The sequence below is a fragment of the Butyrivibrio sp. XBB1001 genome, assembly GCF_000424505.1.
GTDB lineage: Bacteria > Bacillota > Clostridia > Lachnospirales > Lachnospiraceae > Butyrivibrio.
Genome location: NZ_AUKA01000008.1, coordinates 91,043 through 111,948 on the forward strand (window position 1 = coordinate 91,043; position 20,906 = coordinate 111,948).

Here is a 20,906-nt window from a genome sequence, read left to right on the forward strand (position 1 = left end):
CAAAGGGGTGGTACAAAAATTTGCACATTAAAAGAGCCCCTTTTCGAGGCTCTTCCGGATCACTTAATACTTGATTTAATTGGTGGTTTCTCCGCCACGCAAGGCATATCATTGCAGTCTCGCACACCATTCAGCATAATCTCGCCAGTCCTGTTGTGTGGTGTTCTCATCAATAATAAAATCATCCTTAGCTATTTCAGAGGTTACCTTCCATGGGTATGTTATCTCTTCAGTGCTCTTAATCTCATTAAATGCACTCCATATATATCCAAATATTTGTTTCTTCGATCTCTCATTACCTTCATTATCAATCAGCCTAAATTCATCTGTCCACATATGCCTTTCCTCCTGTCTTATTAAACTTTCTTACCGTACTTTTGGCTCATCTTCTTGATCTCTTTTGCCAGTTCTTCTCTTAGACTTGGCGGAGATAATACTTCCACGTATGGTCCGTACTGAAGGGCCCAGCAGAAAATGGCGTTCTCATTACTTCTTACCATAATTTCCAGATCATCTTCAGTGCTTTTTAGGATCTTGAAATCCTTGCCAAACCAGTCTACAAGTACATCCATCATATTAGGAGTGGTCTTTAACGTTACATTCAGCGTCTCACCGCAGAACATATAGATGTGTTCTGCCATGTGCTTAGAAAGATTAAGCTGCCCTTCGAGACCCTTTACATCCTTTTGCGGCTTGACCTTCTCATCAAGGATCATCACGTTTGTCATCTTATCGATTCTGTAATAGGCGATATCATCGTATTTATCGAGGTTTCCTAAAAGGTAATAATGCCCTGCGGAAGCCACCATCTGATATGGATTTACCACATAGTTCCTGCCAAGGTCATGCATCTTGAAATCCAGACCATACTTACAGTAGTGAAAAGAGATCTTTTTCTTATTATCAATTGCCTCGTCAATGGCGCTGACGTTGTACAGAACCTGCTTATTATCAGTGCGGTTCATAGTCGGCGTCGGCTTAACATGAGAAACACGCATATCAAAGTATATATTGCCAAAGGACTTCAGCTTTTCGATAAGTCTTTTAGCATAAGCATCTGAAATGGTCTTAGAAAAGAGTACAGAATCAATGAGTAGGCGTAGCTCAGCATCCTCAAACTCTCTGCTTATAAGATAATAACCATTCCCCTCTTCCATGGATATCTCATAGCCCATATCCACCAAAGACAGGACATTCGCCTTCACAGAACGGCGGTCAATCTTCTCAACTCCATAGTCAGATCTGAGAATCCTGATGATTGCCTGCTGCGTCAAGGGATGATCCGCATCAGAATATCGCCGAAGCACATCCAATATAAGTAGATTCAGCATCTTTTTGGTTTCAGTTCCATATACCTTGATCATGACAATCTCCCAAAGTTTTTCAATACTCTTTATCAGTCCAAAAGCCTTAGACAACCATCCGCATACTCACGCCACTCTTCCTGAGTAGTCTTTGCTGTGACTTCAAACTCATTTCCGGAAACATCTGACCTGATGTAATAGACATCGTCCTCACCAATCCCCCTCTCGTCGAGGAACACTTTGAGGTGCTGAACCATCATCTTTTCCTTAAGAACATTTCCGTCTTTGTCCTTCAAAACAAAATTATCTGTCAACATATGTCTGGCTCCTTTCTTTTAAAAGAACTGTCTCATCCTCTTAAATGATAAGCCATGGTCATGTACATTTTTATGTTCATGGCGCCGTCACACATCTATATGGTACGTCAGCGCATCTGCGTCTTCTCCGGTCGTCTCCTTGAATGCCTTGATATATGCCGAAAGCTGCGCTTGGTACTTGGTATCGAGGTCACTTCCGTCAGCATTGGTCTTGTAATCTACGATATGCCACTGCCCATCCTTGGAGTAGATAACGTCCATGATTCCGTTCCAGATAACAAGTCCATCAGAATCATCTCTGTAGCAGAATGGAACCTCGCAGTATACTTCATCTGCACCTATAAGCGTATTCAGCATATCCTGTGGGAGGCCATTTGTCTGGGCATAGCCGCCAGATCTCATATGTTCTGCTACAGCCGTCAGCCTCTTTGCAATAACCTTCTCATATGGCTCAAACTCAGCTGTTCTGTACTCTCGGATTATCTCCATAATGGCATCGGAAACATCAAGCTTATTCCTAGTGGAAACCATCATTTCCATGAGTTTGTGGACCATGGTTCCAGTAAGAGCCGCCATCCCGCCACGAGAGCCTGCATCATCAGTCGGTTTCGCATCTTTGCCCTTTAACGAATCAGTACTCGAAGCCTCATTATTATCTACTGCAACTGTACTCTGGGCCTCATCTTTATCAGCAAGCTTTGATTTCAGCTCCAATCTGCTCGGATTCTCTATAGTATAGGTTCCTGTCTCTGCTCCCCTATCATTAAGAGCACATCCTTCCTGAGCTTCCTCATATAGCTTCTCAGCGTCAGCAACCTTTACCTCTGCCTTTTTCTTTTCTGTAGGCTCAGTCAGAACTGAGAAGATATCGCCATCTACTGACGCAAGCAGGTCTTTCCACTTACAATCCTGCACTTCATTCCCGCCTCTTAAGTAAACACTGTTGCAGATGATCAGCGCATTGCGGGCTCTGGTAGCCGCCACATAAACAAGCCTCTGCCCTTCTGCCTTCAGCGAAGCATCCTCAGCCGACTTCTCATCCGCAAAGCTACTCGTTTCAAAATATTTCCAAGTGCCTCCATTATCAAGTTTCTCACCCAGAGAGAACACATAGCCTTCCGAACCTTTCTCACCATGAACAAACCTGGATGTGGAGCCAAAAGTCTTGCCTGAAGAGGCCGCCAGTATTACAATTGGCGCTTCCAGACCTTTCACCTTATGAAGATTCGCCATATGAACACAGTCTTTGCTGTCATTTAAGCTAAGGCATCTCTCTTCATCGGACTCCCCGGCAATCAGCTCAGACAAAAGAGCTGCTCCGTCCTTCAAAGTCACAACCTCTCCGGACTTTTCTGCATTCCTGATAAGCTCCAGCGTATAATAAACCACTTCAAGGTTATCGGCTTCCACCGCCTCATATACCTTGAATTCATCCATTATTCTGGAGAAAAGAGCTGCCGGCGACAATCTCTGCGCCTCCCGGCTCAAGTCCTTCAGCATATCCAACTTCTCTTTTACCTTCTGAACAGCTTCACTCTGGTCTGATAGCTCTTTTGCATAATTCAGTGCAAGAACTCCGCCCTTGGAGCGGAACTCCATAATATCCTGCTTCGAAATTCCCAACACCTTGCCACTCAGTGCGCCATAAAGGGCAATCTTATCCTCAGGGTCCGCAACCGCAGTATAGATAAGCAGGATCTCCCGAAGCGCCTCATTCTCTCCGAAGGGAACAGAGCCCTCAACCTTAGTCGGAATCTCTCTTGAACTAAGTTCAGCACCAATAGGCGCAAGTCCTTTCTTTGCACCAGTGATGATCATGATATCGCTGTACCTGATAGGCCTTGGTGCATCATCACCCTCAGTGGATACGAGATACTCCGGCCTTCCAACAAGCATCTCGATCATGTCGGCAATCTTAACCGGATCTGCCTCATCCGGATTATCCTTGGCTGCTTGCCCTGTATATGCCTTATACGAATATATGCCCTGGAACTCGCCTTTTGTCTCTTCGGGAAGAGGAATCTCCTCGAACTTACTCTGATCCTCGGTTTCTTCCGGCAACATCTCTGAAAAGACCTTGTTATAGTATGTGCACAAGGCCTTGGTTGACCTGAAGTTCCTGGACAACATCGCTATTGCCCCACCGTTCTTCTCAAACAGCTTCTTCACATTCAGGAACGACGTAACGTCCGCGCTTCTAAACCTGTATATGGACTGCTTGGGATCACCAACTATGAAAAGAGATCCCGGCTTAGGCGCACAGTCTCTCCACTGAGGCACAGGCTTTTGGGCCGTCAGATAAAAGAACACCTCTGCCTGCATCGGGTTTGTATCCTGGAACTCATCGATCAGGAAATAGCTGTGGCGCTCATAGATATAATTGATGAGCTTTCCACCTTTTTTCGCATCATCTCTGAGCATATTCCTAAGGTAATAGAGATAGTCAAAGTATGTAAGGCATCCCTTTTCCAACATGGCCTGCTCAATAATAGGAATGCATTTATTCAAGAAAGTCATGGAAATGTTGTATTTAAGCTCACCGGCCTTAACAAACAAACCATCTTCCTGACCAACAGAACATTCAAGCCACTTGCCCTTAGCTCCGCCGGGTTCAAAGAGTCCTCCAAGAGAAGCTCCAAAATCATCAGCTGCACTAGGAATTGTTCGAATATCTTTCAGAGCCTTAAGCGCACTAAGTATACCGGTAAAGTCATTAGACCATTTTCGCTTAAGCACATTATAAATCGATTCAATTTTGGCCCATGCTTCTCTGCTTTCTTTTTTACCGTCATACATGACTTCAGGATGATCCTTAAGGCACTTTACGGCCTTTATTATCTCAGTCCTCTGATTGCCATATTCTTTATCCATGTCAAAAGAAGTGATCTCTTTGTAATTGAAATGCACGTTCCGATTGTCCATGATAAGCTGCATTCCCTTTACAAACACTTCCTCTGCAGACCTGTTAACTGAGCGGAAGCCCTTGGCTAGGTCCTGTATCCCTTTTCCGTACTCACCATCACAGATCTTCACATACTGCTGTTTATATATTGTCTCAACATCCACGTCAGAAACTATCGTTGAATCTGAAGGAATGCCTGCTTCAGAAGGGTGCTCTGATAAGACCATTCCGCAAAAAGAGTCAATGGTCCCCATGAAGCACAAGTCGATGTTCTGAAGTGCTTTTTCACATCTGGCCCTAGTCTCGTCTGATGGCGCGGGAAGCTGCCCGGCAAAGCCCTTATCCTTCCAGACAAAAGCAGGGTTGTTGCGCTCAATAAGAGCTCTCTGAAACCTGTCATAAAACTCTCCGGCAGCTGCTTTTGTGAAGGTAATGGCGCATATCCTGCCAATATCAATGCCAGCCTCAACCATAGCAACCATGCGGCTTACAAGCATGGTTGTCTTACCGGATCCTGCACCGGCTTCAACAAAGAAATTGGTATTTATTTCAGAAATAATCCTGTTTCTGGACAAAGAATCTATCTCAAGGTTTGACTTTGGTTTTCCCATAAATCACACCTCGCTTTCTGCGGAGCTCTTGCCGCATATGTTGCCATATTTGCAGTACTTGCAAGGGTTCTTATCCTTGATCTCCTCTGGATCAGGCACCGGAAATTCTCCATTAACCATGGCTTCCTTAAATGATTTCAGTCTCTCAAGCAGAGCATTCTTCATTTCATCATCATACTTGCAGGTCACAGTTTCTCCCAGACGGATATATCTGTATTCTCCGCCCGAGATCTTAAGCCCCTTCTTCTCCATAAGGTAGGCATATATGAGTACCTGCAGGCAGGTCTCAATGTCGTCCTGAACGTGTTTAACACTACGACCGGTCTTAAAGTCAACAATCAGGCATGTACCATCATCCAGCTTTTCAACACGATCCGGGAATCCATGAATCTTAACTCCACTCTCATGAACGCAGTGCACGTCCTCTTCCTCCAGAACGACTTCTCTGTGAGGATCCATTTCATAGGCAGTCTCCATCATTTCCAGGAACTGTTCTTTTTCTGCTTCAACCTTGCCTGCGATCAACGGCGGATTCTCAGATATGAATTTATCAAAAGAGCTTTCGGCCATCTTCTGGAACTCGTCGTCGGTAATCGTGGTATTGCCCAGCTCTTCCATCAGAGAATGCGCCATGGAACCGGCTTCAGCAGCAGATATGATCTCAAACGGATCATCGTCGTCCGGCTCAGGGATACCAAGGATATAACTTAGAAGGAATCTTCTCGGACAGCTAAAGAAAGTATCAAGAGCCGTTGGTGAATACTCATTATCAAGATTCCAGCCGAAGTTAAGGGCTACTTCAGAATTATCCGAGCCCATTGATATCTTTAGTCCTTTATCATAAGCATCACCAACTTTTCTGGTAACAGAAACAGCAGGTGCAAAGTAAGCGACCTTCTCTACCACCGCCTCAAGCTCTTTTGCTGTAGCATCTGCCCCGTGCTCCTGGCGGAACAGTTCAAAGAGAAGTGACGATGCGTTATCACGCTTAAGTTCAGATACGTTCAATCCCGCATAGGACACATGAATATCTGAACCCAGAGCTGAAGCAAGACTTGCAAGCCTAAGAAGGCTCTCTCGATTCCTAAGAATCTTTCCATCAGCAGTCAGGAAATCTGCTCCAGTACCAAAGAGCTTAAGGTCAGAATCCAGGAGAAGGTAATTCTCTCTTGGCGATCCGGGATATTTGGACGCAGACAGCCCAGCAATGTACAGATTCTTTCTGACAGCAGAAACAGCCCCACTGATACTTGTCACATGAAGCTTTCCGGCCTCGCTCCTTTGCGAGCAAACATTATTCTTAAGTATTGAAAGGATAAGGCCTTCAGTATCCTGCTCGATTCCGGCCTTATGAATCGTGCTTAGTTCTCCATAGATAGTGGCGGATGCTGCTATATCCAGACTCATAAGCAGGGCATCCCTGTTCTTATCAGTTCCGGTACGGATAAAGGAATACTTAGAGATAAACTCTTCTACCGGAAGTGCCAGCTCGTTTGCCACAACTTCTAGACAAGGGATCACCTGCTTCTTTTTCTCATCAGTAGTGTTCTTAAGAGCAGCTATCTTCTCATCATTTGTCTTTTTATCATTAGTAAGCTTAAGGCTTCCCAGAGTCTCGTAGAACACTCTCCAGCTAAAGCCCTCCCCGGTTTCCGGGAACATATCATACAATTTGGATCTGTTAAAAGGCACACTGCCAAGCATCTCATTTATCGCTGCAGCGCCAAAGAAGCCCCTGGTCATCCAGTTATAGTACAGGGACAAAAGTTTTGCCGGGTTAGAGTTAACGATAGGAATCCCGCATCCGAAGGTCACGGGAATGTCATATAGAAGCGCATAGTCAAAGAACAGCTGCGCATAGGTTGCAACATCAGTCACAGCCACGGTACATTCATCAAGCTTCTTGCCATCATAAATTTCTGCAATGATGTTCTCCACCTCATTCGGAGCACCATAGCAGTTCTTGAAGCTGGAGATCCGGGTTCCGGAATCCTGCTTATCAAACAGACTACAGATATCCTTCTGCTGGTGCTTTCCACCTGAAACTCTTTTCAAAAAAGCTTCATCCAGGGGCGTCAACGGACATTCCTGAAGCGTAATAAAGTCTGCGTCTATCGGATCACAGTTCATTGCTGCCCTGCGCTCAAGAGTTATGGCATCAACGACTTTTTGGTTTGTCAGCAGGTCGATGTATTTCTTATACACACTGATCAGCGCAGCATTCTTCTCAGCAAAGATGCCCTTGCTGAGGGTATCTTCAATAGCCTTTGCCTCATCGGCATCAGAAACAAGGCTCCTCATACGCCTGATGGCAGAAGCAAGCTCCTTGATATCTGAGTATGAAGGTCGCTCAAAGTAGTTCTCACCTTCAACTGCCTTGGCTACAAGAGTAGTCTCTTCATCGGAATCTATGAAGTCCTCTTTAATAGAAATCCCAGAACGCATCAAGGCTGTACGAGCCAGCTCGCCAGCGTTGCAAATGCGTAGATTGATGCAGTTCATACCGTGCATGGCAAGGTTTTTTAATAATTCCTGGCCGTTCAGGCCGGGAGCGAAAACGATGGTTTCTCTCATTTGACAGTCTCCAGTGCTAGTTCATATATACATAAGTTTAAACTAGACCTTGTACAATAATTCGCACAAGGGGAGACAGCTCTTAGCCATCTCCCCATATTTGCACTTCAAATCTGAAGGCTAGTTTATAAAAGTATTGTTATGTACTATCTTCTTGCGCTTGAAATAAATAGTTACTGCATCACAGCAACTACATCCTCTGCTGTCGAATATTCAGTAGCACTTCCATCTTTTTCATAGATAACGAATCTCTCCTTGGAACGATTATATTTTATCTCAAATATTTCTCCTGATTTTTTGTCTGTAGCCTTAATTTGATGATGTACATCCTCCCATCCTTTCGCCTGTTCATATTCCAAGTCGTATTTATTCAAATTATCAAGCATGCAATATAGAGCAAAAGAATAATACTCGTCGTTATATCCATACAATCTAGTACTTCCCATAAGAAAAATGTTACTTCCTTCAAACCTAATGAATCTTTCCTTTGGTTTATATGAAGAGTAGTCGTGCAAAGAATCCATTATTTCAGGTACTTTTATAAAATACTTTCTCCAATCAGCGATTTTCCCCGCATCTCGAGACAAAATATTTAGCAATCCCTGATTGATATCTTTTGCATCAAACAATGGATCATTAATCAGTGCCAACAATATTTCACGACGCTTTTTATACATTCCTGATTTATCACTACTCTGTATTCTTAGCAGACGTTTCCAACTGATATCTCTATCAAAATCAATAAGAAAACTTGAATTGCTGCTATCATTCAGATGGAAATCACCTTTACAAAGAAGCGCTCGACGTAAATTATTCGCAAATTGTCTGTTAATTCCTATATATTTCTCTTTCTTTGTACCATAATTAAATTCTCCAAAAATTGAACTATAAATCTCATAATACTTCTTAAAAGCTTTTTTATTTGCATTGTCCTCTTTTGGAGTCCAGTTATCTATTTCACCATTTTCATATTTCTGAATAATCCCTGAAGCTTCTAACAAAAAGCCTATTTGTCCGTTAAAGTACCTATTTGCTTCCGCATTAAGAATTAGATCTTTCCAGCCGTCATCCTTAAGAATTAGTTTTGCCTTTATGCACTCTTCTTCAAAGCAGTCTGCATCAAAGCCATAACCAGAGCGATCTACTATTGCCGAAAGGTATTCTAAAATATGATAACTATTCGGAAGCATTCTTCTTACACCTTTACTAATAGCTCTAGCATAGTCATCACTTCCATTATAATTTGTTTCTCTACTAAGTGTAGTTATTACACGCATCCATTTAACAAGATGCTCCTTAAACTCCTCTGGCTTTGAAATTTCAGAACGGTTATTAAGGATGAAACCAAAATACGCATCTGCTTGAATCCTTGTCGTATATGATATCCCAAGCTTACTTTCAGCTTTCTCCGTATCATTATTCTCAATTACCCATTTAAACAGTTGGTTTTCTTCAAAATACTTATTACCATCCGCAAATAAGCGTTGCTTTTTTCCATCTGTCATCAAATCAAATAAATCAAAGATATCTACAAAGGAATCCGCAACCTTTTGTCCATCCCATTTTGCATTGTATCCGTGGAAACGATTGATAAATTCTAGCTGACTGTATCCTATTACATCTCGTAGTTCTGCTCTAACCGCATCTCGGCCAACAGTTACCATGTGTGCTGCATATTCATTAATCATATAATTCATGAAAAGATTCATAATCTTATCATCATAGAGTTTTGTTTCGGGTTCTCTAAACGCCCAAAAAACATCTGACCATTCTCCATCAAGTTTGGCAATATAATCATCTTTAGGGGTATCAATTTCATCAGTTATATATTTTGACAATCTAGCTTTGAAATTCTCATAGCACGTAAGGTCTTTTCCTCTGGCATTGAGTTTTATATATATGCTATCTTCCAGATTATATTCACCCAAATCTAAAAAATAAAAATACAACGGGCAGTCATCATCAGCATTACCGGTTAAAAGCATGTAGTAATCTGACAGATTAGCGGTTTTGAATAATTCGTGAATCGAATCTAACATCGTTAGCATGGACTTTATAGTTGGATCATTTTTCCATGAAGAACTAAACCAATTGTTATTTTTAATCTCCTCACTTATCTTTATCACATCTGAAATTTGACCACTATTTCTTATTACAAGTGTTTCTCCAACTAAATTCTTACAAAAGTCTCTAGAAGTAGTTCTAGTCTCATAAGTAAACTTTCTTATTCGCTTGTTAGCCCCACTATCCATCTTTTTGCCAAGAGCAATCATAATGTACACATGCAAAAGAAACAGTGTTGTCAATCTCTGCTGACCGTCAATTGGCGTAAAAACATTACCTTTTACAGTCCCATATACAAAATTAAGATCCAAACCAGCTCTTGTATCTAATGCTTCCTTTATAGATTCAAGAAAATTATTCCTAATATCCTCAACATTGTCCCTGCCTTGTGCATAGTCCCTCTGTATTACCGGTATTTCAACCGAGTATTCATTCAACAGTTCCCAAAAAGTTGTTTTTCCTTCCATTTCATTTTTCCTCCTCATTATCAACATCATTAGAATTGGAAAGATATGTGGAAATAGTTTGTACCATTCTATCAAAATAATCCTGGCGGTCATTTTTGTCCCACAAATACATCTGCGAGACTGTCTTCGAATAGTATTTCAAAAATACATTCTTCGTACACAATGGGATAAAGCTTTCTACCCCACTCTTCTCTAAAATCTTATTTCTTTTAACAGGGAATATAGCATTACCATATCCTCGGTTTGTCTTTTGATCAAGCAATGTAAGATTTGATATCTCATTTATAGGAATATCTTCAGCATCTGATTCGCCGGAAAAGAATGCTATTATCCGGTTATACACATCATCATACTCAGTTGCGTTTTCATCATCATATAGTTGTTGATTATATATTTTTTCAATTTCATCACTTAAATCGCTAGGTAATCCTGCCGCCTTATCAATGTATGGCTTTGCTTCTTTCAGCCACGCTTCCCTCTCTTTTCTATTTTGTGCTCGATCAGTAGTAACAGAATGTATATGCTCAATATCCCACTTTTGACTTTGATACGCTCCAAAAGGAAATCTAGGATAAGAATCATTGTTTTGTTGCATGGATATCACGTTAAAAAGTAAAAGTGCATTTCTAATCTTATCCTTTTCTTCTTTTTTTCCTGAATATTGCAATGAATTTAAATATTCCCTTACAACCTCATTATTGAATTCAAAATCCTCTTTGTCTTCACCTTCAAAATCTAATTCATCTATAATCTTCTGTTTCAACTCCTCCACAAACTCAGTCTTTGTATGACTACGGTAAAGATCACATAATCCCTCAAAATATTCTTCTGATTGATTTTGCTCATTTGAGAGCAACGCCCCAATAAGATGATACCATTCTCGTTCCTCATACCAATCAACAAACATATTGTAGAAGCTCTCTATTTTTCTCCAAAATCCCTCTAACAGCTTTGAATAACTATATTCTTTTTCAGATTGTTTATACTCGCGTTTCAGATAGTCCAACTCACGGCTAAAAACGATAAATGTATATGTTTCCTTATTTAACTGTTCTTCATTCTCAATATAAAACTCTGGATTCTGCTCTTTTCTGTTTTCTATGATTTCTCTAGCCATAATCTGGAATATCAATTCAATATGTGTATCAATACTGCTGAACTTTCCAGATCCAGTCAAAAAACGCCACATATCTTCCTTTTGAAGCGTTGATTCCATGTTATCCCATGCTGTACTAATTCTTATTTGGCTTGATTTAATATCCTCCTCATTCTCCCCTTTGTAGTTATCTTTTTTTAATAATAATGCTTTTATCAGCTCTGCATTGGTCAACTTTATCTTTCCCATATTGATATTAGTAAAGATGATTTCTGGATTAAAATCGCCTTTTACCTCATACCAAATAAAGCGAGTATATGACCTTATTTTCTCTCGTATTTCTGCGCCAACCGCTAGCAAATCATCCGTTTCTTCAAGCCATTTTTTTACAGTCAGATATGCATTAGTGATATGATATGCATCAATATCTTCTTCATTTAATTTTATATCTGAACCAACTACTCCAAGAGAATCAAGCCAATCGTGCATCTGAGCCTTATTCTGATATTCCATCACATATAGGTTTGCTTTTTCTTTATATAACATTTTCTCTATGCATGTAAGTATAATGAATAACGTAGTCAACCTCTGCTGTCCGTCTATTACGATCCATCCTTTATCTTTATCCTCCATTACAACCAAAGGCTGTAGACAATAAAATTTATTCTCATTGTCTTTTTCATATTCAAATTCACGAATATCATTCAATAGCTGTTGAACCTGTGATTCCTTCCATCTATATCCCCTCTGATAATTTGGAATAAAAAAATGCATGCCTTCTGGCATTGATTTATTTGCAACCAATTCTCCAACCTTAATCCTTCTTATTTCATTTGCTTCCGTCATGCCCTGCCCTCCAGTATTATTGTTAATCTTCATTTATATAACTGCATAGTCATGTCAATCTATGTACTCAAAAAGTGAAGATATTAGTGCCCACAGATACTATAATTATAATCTATTTTCCGTCTATTTTTTATATATATAAGGTTAATATAATCTTAAAAAAGTATTCTTCTGCCGAAAGAGATTCAAAGAAAGCGCTAAACAAATTGGGAAACCACGCTTACTTTGTATTTTTGTTAGGCATAAAAAAAGGAGTGTGCACACTTTACATGTGACTTCTCACTCCTCTACACTATCTGATGTATTTAACTAAATGATAGCCCTTGCTCAGGCCCTTTATGAGTACAATCTGATAACATAAAGACACATAATGCAAATGAAATTACTCTCTTTAATGTCATGCCTGCTCCATCATTGCTTATTACCCCAGTAATTTAGCTTACCGTCATCCCACTCTCCAACAATCTTCTTAAACCCACGATTATCTGTCCAAATCACATCCCCAGAGTATGGATATTTCTCGCCAAGAATATAATACTTGCCCCGTTCAACATGCTCAAATAAAAGAATATCATCAGAACATGACTTGAGATTTGCCTTATTTGTCTTGTTGTAACACATATCAGACACTAAAAACATAGAATCAAGTACAATTCCCTTGCTTTCAATGTATGCAATTATCTCTTTTGTTTCCTTTACTTCTTTTCTTGCGCCAAACTGTTTCACATAGTCATTGATAACAGTTGCAACCTCTTCTCTACACGACTGCAAGCTCATACAGATATCTCCATTAGCATAATCTTCTGTACTTATTAATGTTTATGCCCTCTCTTTTAGCCATTTCAAGGAGTTGATCCTCGGATGCATTCTGAGCGTCACACATATCTGAATATCCCATAGTGCCAGTAATTGTAACCATTTGAGCGCCAAATTCATCTATTAAATCTTTTCGTAGGCGTTCGAAATCTATACCATCTTCTTTCCCTGCAGAAAACATAATCCTGGTTCCTTTTTTCACACATTATTGTTTATTCACTTCACATACTTAGCGTTAAGATAGCTTGCCAATGACTTTTGCGGCCTTTTATCCACTTCTTCACCGAAATATGTTAAAACCTCATTACATTCGTCATCTGACAGACTCGCAATAATATTAAGGCTAAATCTTGCTCTAGAAGTTCCCACATAAAAGTTATTGTCGTCATCATCACAAAAAGTATCCTTATCAGCATCGATGAGAATAATTACGTCAGCCTCCAACCCTTTGAACTTTCTACATGTTGTAAATTTATAGTTATGCTTATTATAGTTATACACCCCATTTTTAGCAGTTCCAGCTAGTGCTGACTCTTGTTCAGATTTGCATGTAAGTATTACTATATCGGTTACATTTTCATTTTGATATTCGTCCAGTATAGCTTTTAGCCTTGTTTCTACATTATTGGCTTCGGCAATATAAAGTCTTGGCTCATCTCCAAGAATCGCAGCTCCAAACATTTTGGGTTTCTTGGCGCCTTTTACTGGTCGCATCGATGTTATAGCAATGTTCTCAGTGTTTCTACAATTTTTGTATAAGCACAATTTACAATCGGCATTCTGAATATAATCAGGCACTTTCTTTCCCTGAACTAATTGAAGTTTGTCATAAAAGATATAAAATGTGCCATCCACAGTATCACTTAAAACTATTGTTTCAAGCATGCTTAAAATATTAGACTCTTCAATATTATTCTGGCCAAAGTCTTGTCCTTCATCGATAATTACATGTTTATACGGAAACTCATTATTATAATATAGTTCTTCCAATTTGCCAGCTAACTGCTTTATATCTGCGTTGTCCGATTTGCATAATTTACAAGCCAAGCCATCAATCGTGTAATAATCTACATTCTCATGACTATAATCCTTTCTAAGCGAATCATTTAAGAATGCGTTATAGCACAAAAACAGTGTTTTTTCCTCTTTTTCAGCACATTTCTTAGCCTTTGCTATTGCTAGCATTGTTTTTCCACTTCCAGCAACGCCACTGATTACAGCATTAGGCTGGTCTTCAAGATAGTTAAAAATCTTCGCCTGTTCCTCTATAAGACGGTTATAAACAACCTTCTTAGTGTTCATATCATGCTTAACTGTTGGTACAATATCAAATGATGGGCATAATACATCGTTAAACAGACGCTTAACCTGGTATCCGCTCAAATCAGTCTTAGTATCAGCTTTATTCACCTTAAGTCTAAATAAAGCTTCTATGTACTTTTCAGGATCTTCAAGTGCTTCTGACGTTAATGTTAATGCTTTTTCCGTCTCCGAAGTCATTGGTAATTTATTGAAATATGCTCTGTCTATAGATGGAAACCATACAGCATGAACAAACTTACAATTATCCAATATATCTGTCATCTGGTGATCCTTAAGATAGTTGTAAAGTTTCCATTTATTAGATGATGCCTGAGAATAAGGGCCATCATTGTTCATTGGATCTCCGTTCCCATAAAACCAGGTTCCATCCTTATAACTAACTCTTCCTGCTTTCGCTTCTAAGCATAAAATGCCTTTAGAAGCATTAAATATCACAAAGTCTGTTTCACTTTCTAAAATAGTATTGTCCTTTACTGTCACTATCTTAAATGAATGAAAAACATAGTACTCTGGCGGTAGATTCTCCAGAGCATAAAACATAACATCTTCCAAGCTGTACTTTTCAAACTTTTTGGGTCTTTCTGGTAACATTGTTGCCATTTTATTCTACCTCTATCGATTTCAATAATTTATTAGTATCTATTTTTCCAGCCGCGTAGCAAAAACAGTTCCATCCACTTGTTTGCAACTTTTTAAAACCATCAAGGTTTTCGGCCAAAAACAGAGCTGTCTTTGATTCTTTCCAAATCAAATCCACAGCAATCTCTTGCCCATTGTACAGAACTTTACCAGCATAAATTGGTTTCTCATACATACCTGTGGAAGCCTCTATGAGTTCATCAAACATCGTCTGTTCATCCTCATCATCAGAGTCATCCTTAATATAATTCCAAATATCTGTATAAGGTCCGGTCTTTAGAGATCCCTTATCGAGAACGTCCACTTTTGCATCTGTTACTTTTTCATTTTCAGCGGTATCAGCTTTTTTCTTCGTGTTTGCCTTTTTAGGCGTTTTACCAGCCTCATCACGTTTACTATAGAATCCTATTTCTGGTTGCTCAAAAGTCCCGACAACTAACGCTCTATCCAAAAAGACATTAAAGCTTTCGCAACTAGTTTCAGGAATTAAGCAACAAGAATGACACGCTGCCAGATTCAACGAATCTAATCCTTGTCCTGAACTAGTTATACAAACTGGATCATTTGAGCACATTCTTGCTTTATCAACTGCTTCCTTGAATATTCTTGGGAAGCAATCACTTCTTCCTTGTCTAACTAATCCCCCAAGTGTGCCCTCTGAATCTCCGCTTGCAGTATATACCAAAATTCCAGCCATTCTATTATCAGCATTCGCATCATTATAGTAAATTCTCTCGCGCAACGAAGCGATATTATAGCCACATTCAAAACTAAGTTGCTTCAACAAAAGATGAGCTATTGTATGCAAAAAAGTAAACTCAGAATCTGGCTTTTTACCAAAACGTCTTGCTAAAGAAGCTTTATCATAATTATCAGCCATATTTTCTCTACGTCTGATTATTTCATCGGTTTCTGCCCATTCTTTCAAAATATCTTCATCAAACTGAAGAAAGATACCCTCGCCTCGTATTTCATATCCTGGATACCAATCAGTATCACTTTCTTTAATATTCACGAATCCGGGTTCTTCCATATCGTCTGCCTTCATTGGTTGAAGTCTAGAGAATCCCACAAGCGCCCTTACTTCACGTAATTTTTTAACCAGTACAACTTTTTTCAAACCGTAGATATCATATTCTTTAATGTCGGTTTCTTCGCGCAAAAAGTCCTGAGAACCTTTTATTTCAGTTCCATTAATGCCTGCAAGGGCCTCATATTCTTCATACCTGTATTCAGGACTGTCAACGGGATATGCAGCTTCATTATTGTCATCGTCCTGGAGCAATAATCTCTTCAAAGTTCTTGTGACCACTTTTTCGTCTAAAGACAGTTCTTTAGAAATTGCTTCAGACCATTTGCCTAATCTTTTATCAATTTTTTCAAGCTTTTCGTCCTCATCATCGCAATCTTCAAGAATAGTAAGTATTTTTTTGTACTCATTACATTCCTTTATCTGATTGACTTCGGATTCCGCATTAGAAGGAATAACTATGGAACTCACTGAACATGAAAAATAAACAGAAGAATCTCCTCTTCTTTTTGCAACGGGGACTTCTGGGCACTGTTTCCTTGTTCCGTTCCATGGATGCTTCCCTTGACAACAAAACTCTGTTCGCCCGTCCTGATGAATCAGCGTATCAAAAATATCCGGAATAAAAGCATCTCGCAACGTAGCACTTGCCTTACATGTCTCGCATTCGACAATATATCCCTGCATACCTTCATTTAGTGCTGCACTTGTTCTGAATTTTAGCTCAGGTTTCGGACAAACTGGCTTAGATGGCATGCTCTTGATATGTGCCCACTCCACCCAAGGAAAGTCATCGATATGTCCCTTTTTACATACAGTAATGATATTTGCTGGTACAATATCGCACTTGCATCTTAAGCACTTAGGTCTCTTGTTCATTTTTTCGTTATCAGTTGTCGACGTAAGCCTATTAAACTCACTCTCCCATTTTTTGAAAGGCATAAATCTTCTACAAACGGGACAAAAATACCATTCAGGAAAACGAACATACGATATTCCTTCCCTAGTATTAGCGTTATTGGCCACTGTACCTGGCATGCCAAATCTTTGCACATGTAATGCCCTTGCAAGACGCGGGTCCTGAATAAAAGTGACACTTCTTTCCCATACCTCAGGCTTAGCTGTCATAAGCGTCTGATCTGGAAAATCAACCATCGCGCCAACTCCATACTGTAATATGGACTGCGTAGCGCGCGTAGTATATCCTGGTTTATTAATGGGGTATCTTATTTTTACATTGTTTCCCATATCATTCCTCCCAAACAACCACATTAACATTCACTGAGGCGTCTACATTTCTCATAGATGTAAGCGTATCAAATGTGATAAGTTCTTCTTGATCTGTGCCAAACGGCTTCATCACTCTAAGAGTTCCTTCATTTCTCGGTTTGAATCCTGCAATATTTCCATACTCTAGCGAATGATCAGATGTCTCAGCAAGAATTCCTATCTTCTCGTAAATAACATCTAATTCATCCTCAACATCATCTTTTTCGCTCTTAACCTTATATGTAAGCCTTGAATTAATGTCTTCCATACGGGTTACAATATAATCTGATATTTCTTTTAATTCATCCTTTAATGCATCAGCGTCAAACTGTGATATATCTGCATCCGTAGAAAGCCCCATTCCATGTCTAAGCATTGATATTGCAACCGCATGGAGTGCTCTCTTTCTAGCTGGTTCAGAAAATGGTGTGACACCTGTTGGCTCTACATATTTATAGAAAGACTCATGGTATGCCTTGAACTGCTCATAATGAGATCTATCCCTACTCCTTACTCCATCATACATTGTAAAGACCACACCTGGGAAAGTTCTTCCAACTCTACTAGATGCCTGAATATATTCACTGGTAAGCTTTGGTTGCCCTACCATAAGCATCACATTTAATCTATCCACATCTATTCCTACAGAAATCATATTTGTAGCCAAAAGAATGTTACTTGGATATTTCTTTTCTTCTTTATTGCTTGAATACTGGATTTTTTCCAGTTTTTCAAGGGTTTGATTCAATTCTGTCGTGCTTACTCTGCTAGTCAACTCATCAGGACGTAATATGTTTCTTCTGCCATAAATAAACATATTACGATCCGCCAGCCTTCTAATATCATCTCGTACATCATCCTGAATAATCGTTGAACATTTTCCTAATTCCTTAAGGCTATTGAAGTATGCAGTTACAGTCCAATAACAATCTTTGATTTCATCAGGTGCTTGGTACTCTTGCTCAATTTGCATTAAAGATGCAAGTATTCTACCCTCTGCTCTAGCCTTTGTTTTTCCAGCTGGCAATAACCCCACATAAGTTCTTCCAAACTTTTCATCCAAATCTGCAGACCTCGCGAAAAATGAGTCTGCTTCATCCAATCCTTGGGGTGGGAACTGAAATACTTTTCTATTGTACAGTGATGAACACTGTTCCTTAGCTCTACATATTGTCGCTGTAGAAGCTATTATTTTAGGTCTTACACCTTTGCTTGAACACAAATAATCCATTACAGTTTCATAAAGGCCAACCATACTTCCTAACGGTCCTGAAATAAGGTGTAACTCATCCTGTATAATTAATTCCGGTCCCCTATTATGGCTATTGATAGCAAAGAAATTACCCACTTCTGCATACCAAGGGAGCATAGCAAATTTATCCACCGTAGCAAACAACAATGTTGGTGGATTCTTATATAGTTCTTCATCTACGACTTGTACCGGCAATTTTCTTTCGAAACTACAATTTTCGTTTGTACATGATATGAAGAAATCTTTGTCTTTCAGAAGATGATAGCCCCATCTTCCAATCATCTTTTTTCCATCTTGTGAAAGCCCTTTAACAAGTTTTGTTCCGCACCAAGGGCATTTTAGCAATTGGAATTTATTATATCTTTCTGAAACAATAGTTAAATTCTTAGCATATGCTTCAGATAAAGCCTCATAACACTCTTTTGCTGTTCCGGATTTTGTAGAACTGTTTCCTTTGATGCGATTAGGAGTATGTTCACCTCCAATCCATAAGCCTATAGAAATTTCAGTGTTACCCAAAGAATATTTTGGATACTTTGGGCGCTTTTCACTACAATCCCTCCTAATATACTCGCATGCACATATAAGAGTCGCCGCTCTAGTAAACTGCTGTGCAGCCAATAATCGCAATGTGTATCGCATAATTACTGTCGTTCCATCAGACTCGTCTAGATGAACCAGTTTTCTATAAAAGATAGTAAAAGCAGTTAAGCCCAAATAAGCTTCTGTCTTTCCACCTCCTGTAGGAAACCAGATCAAATCTACTACATCGCGGTCGCTATTTCCTTCTTGATCATTAACTATCGATGTAATACTCATCAGTAAAAATGCAATCTGAAAAGGTCTCCATTCAATAGGCGCCTTGCTATTGAAACTATAGTAGTTTAAACCCTCTAAAATATCCGCTAATCTATCGCACTCAGGGGCAACATCTGGATAAACTGTATCAAATTCTTTTTGGATTAAAATATGAACACGCTGCATATACATTGCTCGATTTGCTAATTGGAAAGCATCCCAAGCTTTGTCATTATTCTCCAAAACAGCAATGCCTTCTCGCATTCTGCTTAAGCACAGCTTACAATTGTCGATGTGCCTTTTTGCGGTTTCTGTATATTGAGCAGATAGCCTTGTTGCTTCCTTTTCAAGCGATGTAATCCATTCATCATATGCTCCCACTAATGACTCTAGGGTTTTTACCTTATTATCCTTTTCGGTATTATCCAAATCAGAAAGGTACTTCATGTTTAAAGATGAACCATCAACATTGTACTTTTCATCTACTTTAAATTCCATTTGAGGAACATCAACTCTAGGGAAAAAGTCGCTACAAATAAAGCCCTCACCATTTTCGTCAATCTGCCAATTTACAGCAGTTCCAAGGCCAGCACCATAATTCTTTTTATTTCTGTAAAGAAGTGCATTTGAAGCTTCTTCCTCATCAAAAACCCTATTGCCACCAATTACAGAATAATCGCAAAACTTTAATCCATCATTATTCTCACTATTTATTATAATTTCAGGTTGAAAAATACTTCTAGGTCCAGTATGTTTTCCTGATAGTGAATTCAATAGCATTATTGTGTAAGAAAAATAACCATTGCCTAAATCGTATCTTAACGCATTGATCTTAGCATTAGTGTCACCCAGGTTGGTCTTTGGCTTATAATAATCGCCATCGACAAAGCTAACACGTTCATCGAATTCATGCGGTTCTCTCACATAGCCATTACTCAATAGTCCCAGCATTTTGTATGCATAAGGTTTGAAAGCTCCATCATCTGCTTTATCCTGATCATACCAATACTTAATCTGTTTTTTATCAAATTTCTCAATAAGCTTTAGCTCTTTAGTTTCCTTATCAAAACTAAAGAAGGCAGAGAACACTTCCGGAATAGCAAAGTTTTCAACAACACTATCATCCAATCGTATTTTACAATCAGACAGAATTGCTCTTTTATATGTTCCAAATTTTATTTTCACATTCAAAGAATCTATTTTTTTATCAGTAATAAATGTGATTCCCATTGAAGATGGCAAAAGTTTTGTAGCCATGCTAACAGTCTCATCCATGCTATCTTCCATATCAGCATGGTTACGAACTTTTTTATCCTCGTCATCATCATTTACTGGCTTAAACTGCTCTTCTTCTCCTAACAGCTCTTCCTTACCATCTGAATCAATACCAACAGAGTCATCTGATTCCATATTCAACTTATTATCCTGTGGGTATAATATCCCCAGGCAATATCTCGTCTCTGGGTTTGTAGATATCAATTCATAATTAACATCAATGGTATTTGGTTCTGATCCCGGTCCAAGCATTTCTTTTTTTAGTTGATCTATAAGTTCATTTCTTGCCTTGTATTGCTCTTCAAATTTCATACCTGTTCTCC

The 20,906-nt window shown here is 39.3% G+C and carries 12 protein-coding genes; all 12 read right to left on the bottom strand.

Annotated elements, in window-relative coordinates; translation table 11 throughout:
• Positions 1–108 precede the first annotated feature (108 nt).
• Positions 109–336 (bottom strand): hypothetical protein, encoded by a 228-nt coding sequence (locus G631_RS0108960; RefSeq protein WP_026489159.1) that lies wholly within the window; start codon positions 334–336, stop codon positions 109–111.
• A gap of 20 nt (positions 337–356) precedes the next feature.
• Positions 357–1,364: a helix-turn-helix transcriptional regulator gene (locus G631_RS0108965; protein ID WP_026489160.1), complete on the bottom strand. Its 1,008-nt coding sequence runs from the start codon at positions 1,362–1,364 to the stop codon at positions 357–359.
• 32 nt (positions 1,365–1,396) lie between these two features.
• On the bottom strand, positions 1,397–1,621 hold the full coding sequence (locus G631_RS0108970; RefSeq protein WP_026489161.1) for a hypothetical protein: 225 nt from the start codon (positions 1,619–1,621) through the stop codon (positions 1,397–1,399).
• Between the two features lie 87 nt (positions 1,622–1,708).
• Complete coding sequence (locus G631_RS0108975; protein ID WP_026489162.1) at positions 1,709–5,134, bottom strand: UvrD-helicase domain-containing protein; 3,426 nt, start codon at positions 5,132–5,134, stop codon at positions 1,709–1,711.
• Positions 5,135–5,137: 3 nt separating this feature from the next.
• Complete coding sequence (locus G631_RS0108980; RefSeq protein WP_026489163.1) at positions 5,138–7,708, bottom strand: PD-(D/E)XK nuclease family protein; 2,571 nt, start codon at positions 7,706–7,708, stop codon at positions 5,138–5,140.
• Between the two features lie 173 nt (positions 7,709–7,881).
• Positions 7,882–10,239: a DUF262 domain-containing protein gene (locus G631_RS0108985; protein ID WP_026489164.1), complete on the bottom strand. Its 2,358-nt coding sequence runs from the start codon at positions 10,237–10,239 to the stop codon at positions 7,882–7,884.
• 1 nt (position 10,240) lies between these two features.
• Positions 10,241–12,181 (bottom strand): DUF262 domain-containing protein, encoded by a 1,941-nt coding sequence (locus tag G631_RS0108990; RefSeq protein ID WP_026489165.1) that lies wholly within the window; start codon positions 12,179–12,181, stop codon positions 10,241–10,243.
• Between the two features lie 411 nt (positions 12,182–12,592).
• The gene (locus tag G631_RS0108995; protein ID WP_026489166.1) at positions 12,593–12,958 is read right to left on the bottom strand and encodes a DUF7225 domain-containing protein; all 366 of its coding nucleotides are present in this window, start codon (positions 12,956–12,958) and stop codon (positions 12,593–12,595) included.
• Positions 12,959–12,971: 13 nt separating this feature from the next.
• Positions 12,972–13,178, bottom strand: a complete 207-nt coding sequence (locus G631_RS0109000; RefSeq protein ID WP_026489167.1) for a hypothetical protein — start codon at positions 13,176–13,178, stop codon at positions 12,972–12,974.
• Between the two features lie 35 nt (positions 13,179–13,213).
• Positions 13,214–14,920 (bottom strand): ATP-binding domain-containing protein, encoded by a 1,707-nt coding sequence (locus tag G631_RS0109005; protein ID WP_026489168.1) that lies wholly within the window; start codon positions 14,918–14,920, stop codon positions 13,214–13,216.
• A 1-nt stretch (position 14,921) separates the two neighbouring features.
• Complete coding sequence (drmB, locus tag G631_RS18695; protein ID WP_051197087.1) at positions 14,922–17,237, bottom strand: DUF1998 domain-containing protein; 2,316 nt, start codon at positions 17,235–17,237, stop codon at positions 14,922–14,924.
• A 1-nt stretch (position 17,238) separates the two neighbouring features.
• On the bottom strand, positions 17,239–20,895 hold the full coding sequence (locus G631_RS0109015) for a helicase-related protein (protein WP_026489169.1): 3,657 nt from the start codon (positions 20,893–20,895) through the stop codon (positions 17,239–17,241).
• Positions 20,896–20,906 lie beyond the last annotated feature (11 nt).